This window comes from Polaribacter sp. Z022, from assembly GCF_023555495.1.
Lineage (GTDB): Bacteria > Bacteroidota > Bacteroidia > Flavobacteriales > Flavobacteriaceae > Polaribacter.
The window spans coordinates 552559-565855 of the sequence record NZ_JALCZO010000001.1; the positions used below are offsets into that span (position 1 = coordinate 552559).

Sequence of the window (13297 nt, forward strand, 5' to 3'; positions counted from 1 at the left end):
ATTTTTAAATCCAATTTTTTCTAAAGAAATAAGCCACTAAATAACCTGTACCAAAAATGGCTAACATGGTTATAAAACCACCTGTAGATAATACAGCCATTCCACTTAAAGCTGCTCCACTTGTACAGCCTCTTGCAATTTGGCCCCCTAACCCAAATAAAATACCTCCACCAAGAGCAAAAAGCAATCTTCTTTTGCTAGATATTTTAGGAGAATGTTGTACTCTCCATCTAATTCTTCCTGATAAACTTCCAGAAATAAATGCTCCAAAAAGAATTCCTAATGCTTCAAAAACCAACCAAGTATTCATTGGAGATTCATCTTCTTTAATAAATTTACTGTAATAGGCATTGTTTTCTGCATGAGTTGGTGCAACTTTGTCTACAATAGTTACCACACTACTTTTTATTGCACCACTTGCACCTAAGCTTCTACCCGTTAATAAAAAGGTAAAAATGATGATAATTCCAAGTAGAAATCCTCCAAAATAAGGGTTCCAATAAATATGACTGTTTGTGTTTTTTTCTGTGCTCATATTTTATAATTTAATAAAGAAATCTTGTTAATTGTCCTGCTTCTACCATTACAAATCTGAATATTAATCCTCCTAAAATCACCAATAAAGCAGGCACCATAACTGGTACTTTAAAACCTTTTAGTTCTAATAATTCTAATATTCCAGGAATAATTAAACCTAACAATACTACAAAGCCAAAAAACATAAGAGTAAACTCGCCATTTACTAATAATTGCATTGCTTCTAATTGTACTTGAGAACCTGCATAATAACCCATAATCATGTGAGTTATTAAAGCCAATTCTATTATGATTAAGCCTAAATCTATTTTACCAAAAAGATGTTTTTCTGCTTTTGTTTTAGATAATAAAATAATTGCAGCAGCTCCTGTAGAAAGTCCAGAAACTAAAAATAATGGACCTAAAATAGCATTGTTCCAAAGAGGTCTTGCGTTAAAAGCAGATAGTAAAATACCTGTATAAACCCCTAAAATTAATGCTAAAGGAATTAATGCATACGCAATGTTTTTTCTGTTTTTTATGATGAATTTTTCTAACGGATTTAAAAATTTAAGCTTGTTAAAAAGATTCAGTTTTGCTTCTATTTTTGAGAATGTATTTCTGTAAAAACTAAACGTCCAAAGAAAAGATAATGGAGTTGTAATTAACAAAACCCAAGCTCCCCAAGACATTGGAGATTCTATTCTAAAAGTTGTGTATAATTGCCATGTGTACAAAGGGTGTGTTAAATCGTACACCAAAGCCAAAAGACCTAAAGACAAGGCAATTGGAGGAATAATTGAGGCTGTTTTTACGGCTGTTGGATATTTTTCTTCCAAACCTAAAACATAAATTAAGGCTCCAAAAAATAAAATTCCAGCTGCTAATCCACCTAAAAAAAGATAGACAGATATTGGCCAATGCCAAATTTCTAATGAAGGGTCAATATTAGGAATATTTCTTCCGCTTGTAAAAATTTCTTCTTGTATCATATCAAATTATATTAGGTAAAATACATGTGGATTTGTTCCTGCTTCTGGAGCTAATGTTTTGTGTTTTCTGTTTTTTAATAACAAAGAAACTTCACTATTAGGGTTGTCTAAATCTCCAAAATACATACACTTTGTTGGGCAAACAGAAACACAAGCAGGTAGTTGCCCTTTTTGCAATCTGTGATGACAAAAAGTACATTTATCTACATGTCCATCTGGATGTTGATAACGTGCATCATAAGGACAAGATTCTATACAAGCACCACATCCAATACATTCATCTGCAGTAACTAAAACAATACCTCCCTCAACTATATGACTTGCTCCAGTAGGGCAACATCTAACACAAGGTGCAGTTGCACAATGGTTACATCTTTCAGATTTTAGTTCTAAAACAATGTTAGGGTAGGTTCCATCTACAGTTTCTGTAATCCAATCTCTACAGTAGCCAATGGGCACATCATTTTCTGTTTGACATGCAACCACACAATCACTACATCCAACACATTTTAAAGTGTCAATTACCATGGCATATCTCATATCTATGAATTTTTATGTGGGTTTTCAGTTAATATTGTAACAAAGTTTCCTCTCATTCCTGTTCCTCCCATAATTGGGTCGTCCATTGTTTTAGAAATCATTTGTGTATCATTTATACCTTTACCAAAGGCTCTTGTTAATTTTTTATTGTCATGACCAAAACCATGAACCATGTATACAGAATCCCATCTTACACGTTCTGTAACTCTTACTTTTATTGAAAATGTTGAGGTATTATTATCTTGATTTTTTAACCAAACAGATTGCCCAGTTTTTAAACCAATAATTCTTGCAACTTTCGGGTTTACCCAAAGATTATTTTCGCTTTTTAAATCATTTAAATTAGGATTATTGGCAGTTCTACTAAACGTGTGCATTGGTGCTCTACCATAATTTAATCTATAAAAACCTTGAGGAGGTTCTGGGTGTTTTGTGTAAACTGGCATTGGGTCAAAACCAAGACTTTCTAATTCTTTAGAATAAAACTCTATTTTTCCACTATCTGTTGGAAATTCATAATTTTCATCTTCTTCTAAATACAATGGTCTTGATTTTCTAGGGAAATTTTTCACCCCAATTTTTTCCATTTCTTCTAATGAAGTGCCCATTTTTTGCAATTGCCACTCTATGACTTCTTTGTAGTCACTATATCTAAAATAATCACCTAAACCAATACGTTCTCCAATTTGTTTGGCAACCCACCAACCTGGTTTTGATTCGTATTTTGGTTTAACAGCAGGAATTCTTACAGCAATAGAAGGTTCTCTGTTTGTAGATGATCTAATTCCATCAAAACGTTCTAAATACGTGCATTCTGGTAAAACAACATCAGCATAACCTGTAATATCCATTGGCATTGTGTCTAAAACCACCATAAAATCTAATTCATCCATAGCTTTTTCTAAAAGCTTTTTATTAGGAATTGATTTGGTAATATTTGTACCAGCAACCATCATTGCTTTTACAGGATATTTATTGTCTTTACTTGGTATTGCACATTTTATTACTTCTGTTGTAATTCCCATTTGTGCTAAAGGAAATTTTTCTCCAATATCGCTCCAATCCCATTTTGGATGTGGGTATTTTGGGTGTGGATATTTAGGAACACTAATTTTTTCTTTAAAATAAAATCCTCCACGTCTTCCCCAAGAACCTAACAATCCGTTTAAAATTGCCATTGCTCTTGCACGTTGAGTATCATCTCCATACCAACTTACATGACGACCTGGGTGAATAATTACTGAAGGAGCTGCATGCGCCATTTCTCTTGCAGTTTTTCTAATTTCTTCTGGCTTTATAGTTGTAATTCCATAAGCCCATTCAGGAGTAAAATTGGCAACATGTTTTTTTAATTCATCAAAACCTGTAGCGTACTTTTTAACGTATGCTTTATCGTAAATACCTTCTTCAATAATTACGTTCATCCATGCTAACATTAAAGCAATATCTGTTGCAGGTTTTATAGCTAACCAATATTGAGATTTACTTGCTGCAGTAGAAAACCTTGGATCTACAGTAATAATTGTGGCTTTGTTATCTATGGCATCAGACATTTCTTGTACTTGCGAGTTGTGCATGTTTTCACCAATATGAGAACCAATTAAAACCAAGCATTTTGTGTCTCTAATATCTGTTGGTTCTGGAGATCCAATCCAAGAACCAAAAGTTAGGTTAAATCCAGTTTCTCTTGCACCTCTACATTGTGCATATGCAGGTTCTGCAATAGTGTCTGAACCATAAGCTTTAAATAAATGTTCTAAATGTTTTCCTGGAGAACCATGTTTTAATAAGGCAAAAGATTCTGCTCCATATTTTTCTTTGATACTTTTAAATTTTGAGGCAATTAAATCTAAGGCTTCATCCCAAGAAGCTTCTTTAAAAGTTTCTTCTCCATTAACTATTGTTCTAATTAAAGGGGTTTTTAAACGGTCTTCATCATGATACATTCCTACACCACCTGTTCCTCTAGGACAAAGACGACCAAAACAATGAGGGTCATTATCATTTCCAATAATTTTTTTGATGTTATTATTCTCATCAGAATATGCCCAAGCTGCACATTTCCAAAAACAAACTTCACAATAAGTTGCAGTTTTTTTAAAATTCTTTGCAATACTTTGTGTTGTTTTTTCTGTTAAATATGAATTGTTTCCAAAAAGGTTAAATGCTGATGTTGAGGCAAATGCACCTCCTAATCCTAATGCAGAAATTTTTATAAATTTTCTTCTTGAAGTTGTCATATATTTCAGTTTTTCGGTTAGTAAATATAGACTGATTGTAGATTTGTATTTATGATAAATATCATCAAATCAGTGATTTGTGTGTAACAAATGTTACAAAACAATTAATTTTAAAAATGTAAACAATAAGAAAAAAGTCTTTGTAAATATTGTAAATTTGATGAACCAGATTAATTAATGAAGACTAAAAATAAATCCAAATTATTCTTATTAATAACAGTTTTGTTATTTTCTAGCTTGTATTTTTTAAAACACAAATCGTTTTTTAAGGAAGATGGAGAATATAAAAAAGTTTATAATAATGAGCATTTTAACTCTAAAATAGCTTCATCTGAATCTTGTTTTTTATGTCATCAAAATACAAAAGGATATTCTAAACACCATAATCCAGAACTTATAGGTTGTGCTAGTTGTCATTTAGGTAATACAAATTCTTCTGATAAAGAAGAAGCTCATAAAAACATGGTTTTAATACCAGGAAATTTGGTGGATGCAAAACAAACTTGTGGTACTTGTCATGCAAGTGAATTACATAAGGTTGAAAATTCATTAATGACTACAAATAGTGGAATTGTTGCAGTTGATAAATATTTTTTTGGTGAAGCTGATAGTTTAGATTATCATTATCATATACAAGAAATTAAAAACTCTGCTTCAGATAAACATTTAAGAGATTTATGTGCAAATTGTCATTTAGGAGCTAAGAAAACTACGTTTGGAGCTATAAATCAAATGAGTAGAGGAGGAGGTTGTAATGCTTGTCATTTAAATTATTCTAAAGAAGCAAAACAAGATTTAGAAAAATATTTATCTTCTAATAAAAAAGAAATTCCGCTAACACATCCTTCAACAGATGTTTTTGTGAGTGATACTCATTGTTTTGGTTGTCATAGTAGATCAAGCAGAATTTCTACAAATTATATGGGTTTGCAAGAAACTTTATTAGAAGAAGATGATTTAGCAATTAATACAAAATATAAAGTTTTAGAAGATAAACGTGTTTATAAATATATAGAAGAAGATGTACATCATGCTAAAGGAATGTTGTGTATAGATTGTCATTCTTCTCATGAAGTAATGGGTGATGGAATAAAATATGCACATGCAGAAGATGCAGTAAAAATTCAATGTGCAGATTGTCATTTTAAAGAAAATCCAAATACAATTCCTTTTGATTCTTTAGATGTAGAAAGTAAACTTGTTTTTTATCATAGAGATTATAAGCATCAAGATAAACCAATAATTGCGGTTAAAAAGGATAAACATCCATTGGTTAATACATATATTGATAGTTTAGGAAATGCATTTTTAATTGGTAAAAAAGATGGAAAAATTCATGCTTTAACTCCTCAAGGAGATGTTTGTTCTAGAGACAATGCCCATAAAAATGTAAGTTGTGCTTCTTGCCATTCTTCATGGACTTCACGTTGTATAGGTTGCCATAATGCTTTTGATAAAGATGAAAAAAATGCTTTTGATTTATTAGACAAAGAATTTACAAAAGGTCAATGGAAAGAATATGTTGCAGAGTTTTCTTCTTCACAACCTACAATGGGAGTTAGGGAGCATAAAAATGAAAAAATAATTGAACCAGCAATTCCAGGAATGATTATGACAATTGATTTAGCAAGTTTTAATGATGATGTTAAAAAAGAATCACAATTGTTTCATAGGTTATATGCACCTAATTCTCCACATACCACAACAAAAGAAGTGAGAGATTGTAAATCATGTCATTCAAATTCTGCTACTCTAGGATATGGAAAAGGTGCTCTAGTTTATGAAATTAAAGAAAATGTTGGTAAATGGAAATTTATACCAGAATACGAATTGAATAAAAATGATAATTTACCAGAAGATGCTTGGGTTCCTTTTTTAATAAAGACTGATAAAAAAACAGTAAACTCTACAAGGTCAGATTTTAGACCTTTTACTGTAAAAGAACAACAAAAACTGTTGTTGGTTGGTGCTTGTTTGCAATGCCATAAAGATGATTCTAAAGTAATGAATGAAACTATAGCATTTGGATTAAAGCCCATCATAAAAAAAGTAAAACCAACTTGTATTTTGCCTAAAGACTTTGTGATTTCAGCAATTCTAGATTAACTTTTTTTGGTTTTGATAATATTAGATACTAATTTTAAGATACTACTAAAAATAAGTATAAATTTTAAATATTAAGTATTATTACGTAGTTTTGTTTGGTAAATTGTATTCAAGTTGATAAATTCATCAAACATATTATTAAAGAATTCTAGAAAATCTGTATTAGATTATTCTTGTAATACTTGTAGCAATCATAATTGTTTGATAAAAAAGAATTTAGGAAACTTAACAAACGAAACTTTTGTAGAGAATAAGAAAACGCTAAAATGTAAAAAAGGCCAACAGTTTATTATAGAAGGAGCACCCGTAAATGGATTGTTTTTTATTTTAAAAGGAACTGTAAAAGTTTTTAGAACAGGTATTAATGGTAGAGAACAAATTGTTCGTTTTGCAAAAGAAGGAGAAATTATAGGTCATAGAGGTTTTGGTACAGAAGAGTTTTATTCTATAGGTGCAATTGCTTTAGAAGATGCAGTATTATGCTATTTTTCTAAAGATGATTTGCGAGAAGCTTTATTAGAAAACCCTAAGTTTGGGTATGATATGATGCTTTTTTATGCAGATGAATTAAATAGAAGTGAATCTAAAGTAAAGTCTATTTCGCAAATGACAGTAAGAGAACGTGTTATAGATACATTATTATATATCAACAGAAAATTTGGAGATTTAAGAGGTTTTTTAAACCTACCTTTAAGTAGAAAAGAGTATGCAGATTATGCTGGTACAACAGAAGAACAAGTAATAAGAGTTTTTTCGAGTCTTAAAAAAGAAGGCTTAATTACTGCAAAAGGAAAAAAAATAGGGATTAATAATATACAATCTTTAAAAAATGAAATTAGTGAGCATAATTATTATTTAGACTCTTAAATTATAAACAATCTTTTTTATTATTTAAATCAAAAAAAGCCTTTCAAATTTATTTTGAGAGGCTTTTTTACGTAGTTAAAAATTATAAAACTGTTTTTATCTAAATTTTACTTAGTTATCTTTTTGTTTGTTAATGTGTTTATTTATAGTTTTTTATGGTTAAAACATGTTTTTTGGCAGTTTATAATATGTTTTAAAAAGAGGTTTTTATATGTGTAATTCCATGAGTTGAAAGTTATTCTACTTATATATTTGTCAAAAAATAAGTATTAATACGTAGATTACTAAAACTCAATATAAAATGAAATCTCTATTTAAAAAATCAACTTACATTTTACCAGTAGCAATGTTACTATTTGCTTGTGGTGGTAAAGAAACAAAAAAGGAAACAACAACTGTAGGTACAAAAGTGTCTAAAACAAAACAGTTAGAAATTGAAAAACCACAATTAACTTTTGGTTTTATCAAATTAACAGATATGGCTCCTTTGGCTATTGCTAAAGAAAAAGGATTCTTTGAAGATGAAGGATTATTTGTTTCTGTAGAAGCACAATCTAACTGGAAAAACGTGTTAGACAGAGTTATTGATGGTCAATTAGATGGATCTCACATGTTAGCAGGTCAACCAATTGCTGCTGGTGCAGGTTTTGGTCGTCAAGCAAAATTAGTAACTCCTTTCTCTATGGATTTAAACGGAAATGGAATTACAGTTTCTAACGATGTTTGGTCTAAAATGAAACCAAATGTACCAACAGATGGTAGTGGTAAACCTGTACATCCAATTAAAGCAGATGCTTTAAAGCCAGTAATTACAGAATATAAAAATTCTGGAAAAGCATTTAAAATGGGAATGGTATTTCCTGTATCTACACACAACTACGAAATTAGATATTGGTTAGCTGCAGCAGGAATTCACCCAGGAATGTACACAAAAGAAAACGTACAAGGACAAATTGATGCTGAGGTATTATTATCAGTAACGCCTCCACCACAAATGCCAGCAACTTTAGAGGCAGGTACTATTTTCGGATATTGTGTTGGTGAGCCTTGGAATCAGCAAGCAGTTTTTAAAGGAATTGGAGTTCCTGTAGTTACAAACTATGATATCTGGAAAAACAACCCAGAAAAGGTATTTGTAATGACAGAAAAGTTTATAGAAGAAAATCCTAATACAGCAGTTGCAGTTACAAAAGCATTAATTAGAGCTGGTAAATGGTTAGACAAACCAGAAAACAGACAAGAAGCTGTAAAAATATTATCAATGTCTCAATATGTTGGTGCTCCAGTAGAAGTATTAGCAAACTCAATGACAGGTACTTTTGAATTTGAAAAAGGTGATAAACGTAAAATGGAAGACTTTAACGTATTCTATAAATACAATGCAACATATCCTTTTTATTCTGATGGAATCTGGTTTTTAACTCAAATGAGAAGATGGGGACAAATACCTGAAGCTAAATCTGCAGATTGGTATGCATCTACTATTAAAGATATATACAGACCAGATATTTGGAAAAAAGCAGCTGCTCTTTTAGTAGAAGAAGGAAACATTCCTGCAACAGATATTCCAGCTACAGATGGTTATAAACCAGCAACTGCAGACTTTATTGATGGTACAACTTATGATGCAAAAGACCCAATAGGATACATCAATAGTTTTAAAATTGGTAACAAAGACAAAAAATAAATTAAGAACTGCTTAAGTCATTATAAAAGAAGTATGAGGAGAAGTCTCATCACATTAGAGACTTCTCTTTAAAAAAATACGATCTAATTAAATGACATAATAATATTAACACAAAAAATAAACACATGAAAGCAAGTTTAACTCTAGGAAAAGTATCTAATTTTTTTGGACTAAGAATCTTAACAACTTTAAAAGATTTATTTACAGGAAAGCTAGAAAAAGAAGAATTTAAAAGCTTCTTAAGAAAAGCAATAGTGCCACTTGCTTCCATTTTACTTTTTATAGGTTTATGGCATTTAGGAGCAAAAACTTTATATAATATTGAAGCAGAATATAAAATAGAAAAAGCTTTAAAAGATCAAGGTCAAGCAGCAGCAGATGCATTAAAAGTGTGTATTGCATCTGGAGATAGTAGTTGTCAACCAAATACTTTGCCTTCTCCATCTCAAGTTTGGGAATCTTTTCAATCTTTATTAAGAGATCATAATATTATTAGTGCAGATAAGGCTGCTTTTGCAGAAAAAACAGCAGAGTTAAATGAAAAAAGAATAGCAGCAGGAAAAGATGCTATTGTGTACACAGGTAGACCATCATTTGTAGATCAAATTTTTAGAAGTTTACAAACGGTATTTGCAGGTTTTTTATTAGCACTTGTAATAGCAGTTCCTTTAGGGATATTAATAGGATTAAGTCCTTCTTTAAAGAGTGCTTTTAACTGGTTTATTCAAATATTTAAACCTGTATCTCCAGTAGTTTGGTACTTATTAGTTTTTATGATTGTAAAAACATTATTAATTGGTTCTGCAGACGATAGTTCTTTTACCATTTCATTTATAAGTGTTGGTTTATGTTCTATGTGGGCAACTTTAGTAAACACAGCAATGGGTGTTTCTTCTGTTGATAAAGACTACATTAATGTTGCAAAAGTTTTAAAATTAGGAACTTTTCAAAAGATATTTAAAGTAGTATTACCTTCTTCATTACCATTAATTTTTACAGGGTTAAAAATTACATTATCAGTTGCGTGGATGGTTTTAATTGCTATTGAACTTTTGGCACAGAGCCCAGGTTTAGGGTTGTTTGTTTGGGAAGAATTCCAAAATGGAGCAAACGATTCTAATGCAAAAATAATCGTTGCAATGTTTGTAATTGGAATCATTGGTTTCTTATTAGATAGATTGATGTTAACAATTCAAAATTGGATTTCTTTCGATAAAACAGATGCTATTTAATAGTGCATTTTGAGTAACAATTAAACACAAAAAGAAATGGCATACTTAGAACTAAATAATATTTATAAAACATATGGTCAAGGTGATAATGAAACAGAAGTGTTATCTAACATCAACTTGAAAATTGAAGAAGGAGAATTTGTTGCCATTGTAGGTTTTACAGGAAGTGGAAAAACAACTTTAGTAAATCTTATAAATGGATTATTACAACCTACAAGTGGAGAGGTTTTATTTAAAGGAGAACCTGTTGTTGATACCAGTCATGAACGTGGTGTAATTTTTCAGAACTACTCTTTATTACCATGGTTAACTGTTGGTCAAAATGTTTTTATGGCTGTTAAAGAAGCTTTTCCAAAGAAAAGTAAATCAGAGTTAAATGAAATCGTAGCCAACTATGTAGAAATGGTAAGTTTAACACCTGCTATTAATAAAAGACCTAATGAATTATCTGGAGGAATGCGTCAAAGAGTTGCAGTAGCAAGAGCTTTGGCAATGAAACCAGAAATGATAATAATGGATGAACCTTTAGGAGCTCTAGATGCTTTAACACGTGGAAATTTACAAGATGAAATCTTAAATATCTGGGGAAAAGATAAAAGAACAGCCTTATTAATTACCAACGATGTTGATGAAGGTATTTACATGGCAGATAGAATTATTCCTTTACGTCCAGGTCCAAATGCTACTTTAGGTCCAGAGTTTAAAATAGACATAGATCGTCCAAGAGATAAAACAGAAATGAACGATAATGCCAATTTTAAGAAAACTAGAAACGCCATTATTGAGTATTTAATGGATATAGGTAATGAAAGAAAGTCTGAAGCAAAAAAAGAATATGTACTTCCAGAATTAACGCCAAAAGATTTTGTAAATCAATTTAAATTCGGATAAGATGAGCATTATAACAGAAAAAACAATCACAAAAAATGTGTTAGAAAATGGTCTTTTTCCTTCTAATGAGGTAATGTTAGATCTTAAAAAATTAAAGAAAGTTTACCCTACTCCAAAAGGAGATTATGTTGTATTAGAAGATTTAGATTTACAAATACGTAAAGAAGAATTTGTTACAATAATTGGGCATTCTGGTTGTGGTAAAACAACAATGCTTTCTATGATTGCTGGTTTAAATCCTATTTCTGGAGGTAATATTGCAGTTCTTGGAAAACATATTAAAGGTCCAGGTCCAGACAGAGGTGTAATTTTTCAATCTCCAAGTTTAATGCCTTGGATGACTTCTTTACAAAATGTAATGTTGGGTGTAAATCAAGTTTTTCCACATGCATCAAAAAAGGAAAGAGAAGATGTTGCTAAATACTATTTACAAAAGGTAGGTTTAGAAGATGCTTTTCATAAAAAAGCGAGCGAATTATCTCAAGGAATGCAACAAAGAGTTGGTATTGCAAGAGCATTTGCTATTAAACCAAAAGTATTATTACTTGATGAACCTTTTGGAATGTTAGATTCTTTAACAAGAGGAGAATTACAAGACATCTTAATTGAAATTTGGAATAAAGAAAAAATTACAGCAGTTATGATTACTCATGATGTTGATGAGGCTATCTTTTTAGCAGACAGAGTAGTGATGATGACAAGTGGTCCTAGAGCAAAAATTGGAGATATTTTAGATATCAATTTTGAAAGACCGAGAACAAGAAAATCAGTATTAGAACACAATGATTACTATACATATAGAAAACACTTAATAGATTTCTTAGAACATTAAAAAAAGACTTTTTAGTCTTTTAAATATGAGATTTATCATAAAAATAAAGTAAATGCAATTTTACTTTTACACAGTAAATAATTCAAAAAATAATAAAACAATAAAAATGAAAAAACAATACATAATTTTAGCGCTGTTGCTAGCAAGTTTTCAATTTGCAAATGCACAATTTACATTAGATGGAGAATTTAGACCAAGAACAGAATACAGAAATGGTTTTGGTAATTTAATTGCAGATGGTGCAGATGCAGGGTTTGGAGTTTCAACCAGAGTAAGACTAAATACAAGTTATATGACAGATAACTATTGGGTATATGTTAGTTTACAAGATATAATGGTTTGGGGAGAAAACAGACAAATTTTACCTTATGATCAAAATAATTCTTTTGCAGTTTTTCAAGCTTGGGCAGAAATTAAATTAGGAGAAAATACTTCTACAAGAGTTGGTCGTCAAGTTTTATCTTATGATGATCAAAGAATTTTAGGAGGTTTAGATTGGGCACAACAAGGTCGTAATCATGATGCAGCATTAATTAAATATAAAAAAGATAATTTTATGTTAGATTTTGCTTTAGCATTCAATCAAGATTATTCTCACCCAACAGGATTTGTTTCTACAGGAACAGCTTATAATACCTCAGGTTTTTTCTCATATAAAACTATGCAAATGCTATATATGAAACAAAAATGGGAGAAAATGACAGGTAGTTTATTGTTATTAAACAATGGGTTTCAAGAATTTGATGCAACTAATGCAGCAGATGGTGTAAGTAATTTACAAACATTAGGTACTCATTTAACTTATAAAGATGGTGGTTTTGGAATTGCAGCAAATGCATATTTACAAACAGGAAAACGTCAAGGTGGTGTAGATGTAAAAGGAGCTTATTTATTAGGTTTAGATGCTACTTATAAAGCAACAGATAAAATTGGTTTAGGTTTAGGTATAGAGGCTATTAGTGGTAATGATGGAGCTGCAGGAGAAACAGGAGCATTTTTCCCTTTATATGGTACAAATCATAAATTTAACGGATTTATGGACTATTTCTATGTTGGTAACCATGCAAACTCAATTGGTTTAGTAGATATACATGCAAGTGCAAATATTACATTAAGTAAAACTTCTAGTTTAATGGTAAAAGCTTTAAACTTTAGAGGAGAGCAAGCATTAGCAAGTGGAGAAAAATCTTTAGGAACAGAGATAGACTTAGTTTACAAAAAGAAATTTAAAGGATATGCTTTAGTATTAGGGTACTCTCAAATGTTTGCTAATGATGGTATGTATGAGTTAAAAGGTATTACAGAAGCTGCTGCAGCAGGTACTCAAAATTGGGCTTGGGCAATGTTAGTAATTAAACCAAAGTTTTTAACTGGAAAATAAATAATTGAATAAA

11 protein-coding genes are annotated in these 13297 nt (G+C 30.6%); 7 read left to right on the forward strand and 4 right to left on the reverse strand.

Annotation, left to right across the window (positions count from 1 at the left end; genetic code table 11):
* Positions 1 to 4: 4 nt before the first annotated feature.
* Genes MPF13_RS02505 through MPF13_RS02520 form a run of 4 tightly spaced genes read right to left on the reverse strand, consistent with a single transcriptional unit; the run spans position 5 to position 4288 of the window.
* A complete protein-coding gene (locus tag MPF13_RS02505) occupies positions 5 to 535 on the reverse strand; it encodes a YeeE/YedE thiosulfate transporter family protein (protein WP_249980734.1) in 531 nt (176 codons plus the stop codon).
* 10 nt (positions 536 to 545) lie between these two features.
* The gene (gene nrfD, locus MPF13_RS02510; RefSeq protein ID WP_249980735.1) at positions 546 to 1508 is read right to left on the reverse strand and encodes an NrfD/PsrC family molybdoenzyme membrane anchor subunit; all 963 of its coding nucleotides are present in this window, start codon (positions 1506 to 1508) and stop codon (positions 546 to 548) included.
* Between the two features lie 6 nt (positions 1509 to 1514).
* Positions 1515 to 2048 carry a 4Fe-4S dicluster domain-containing protein gene (locus MPF13_RS02515; protein WP_249980736.1) on the reverse strand — a complete coding sequence of 178 codons (534 nt, stop codon included), beginning with the start codon at positions 2046 to 2048 and terminating at the stop codon, positions 1515 to 1517.
* 2 nt (positions 2049 to 2050) lie between these two features.
* Positions 2051 to 4288 carry a molybdopterin-containing oxidoreductase family protein gene (locus MPF13_RS02520; RefSeq protein WP_249980737.1) on the reverse strand — a complete coding sequence of 746 codons (2238 nt, stop codon included), beginning with the start codon at positions 4286 to 4288 and terminating at the stop codon, positions 2051 to 2053.
* A 177-nt stretch (positions 4289 to 4465) separates the two neighbouring features.
* Between MPF13_RS02520 and MPF13_RS02525 the strand changes: the two genes are divergently transcribed.
* The 7 genes from MPF13_RS02525 to MPF13_RS02555 all read left to right on the forward strand — a co-directional run bounded on the left by MPF13_RS02525 (position 4466) and on the right by MPF13_RS02555 (position 13284).
* The gene (locus MPF13_RS02525) at positions 4466 to 6394 is read left to right on the forward strand and encodes a hypothetical protein (RefSeq protein WP_249980738.1); all 1929 of its coding nucleotides are present in this window, start codon (positions 4466 to 4468) and stop codon (positions 6392 to 6394) included.
* Between the two features lie 114 nt (positions 6395 to 6508).
* Positions 6509 to 7261, forward strand: coding sequence for a Crp/Fnr family transcriptional regulator (locus MPF13_RS02530; protein ID WP_249980739.1), 753 nt, complete (start codon positions 6509 to 6511; stop codon positions 7259 to 7261).
* A gap of 301 nt (positions 7262 to 7562) precedes the next feature.
* Positions 7563 to 8948, forward strand: coding sequence for a CmpA/NrtA family ABC transporter substrate-binding protein (locus MPF13_RS02535; RefSeq protein WP_249980740.1), 1386 nt, complete (start codon positions 7563 to 7565; stop codon positions 8946 to 8948).
* A gap of 125 nt (positions 8949 to 9073) precedes the next feature.
* Positions 9074 to 10180 (forward strand): ABC transporter permease, encoded by a 1107-nt coding sequence (locus tag MPF13_RS02540; protein ID WP_249980741.1) that lies wholly within the window; start codon positions 9074 to 9076, stop codon positions 10178 to 10180.
* 36 nt (positions 10181 to 10216) lie between these two features.
* Positions 10217 to 11071, forward strand: coding sequence for an ABC transporter ATP-binding protein (locus MPF13_RS02545; protein ID WP_249980742.1), 855 nt, complete (start codon positions 10217 to 10219; stop codon positions 11069 to 11071).
* Position 11072: 1 nt separating this feature from the next.
* Complete coding sequence (locus MPF13_RS02550; RefSeq protein ID WP_249980743.1) at positions 11073 to 11903, forward strand: ABC transporter ATP-binding protein; 831 nt, start codon at positions 11073 to 11075, stop codon at positions 11901 to 11903.
* A 106-nt stretch (positions 11904 to 12009) separates the two neighbouring features.
* Positions 12010 to 13284 carry an alginate export family protein gene (locus MPF13_RS02555; protein WP_249980744.1) on the forward strand — a complete coding sequence of 425 codons (1275 nt, stop codon included), beginning with the start codon at positions 12010 to 12012 and terminating at the stop codon, positions 13282 to 13284.
* Positions 13285 to 13297 lie beyond the last annotated feature (13 nt).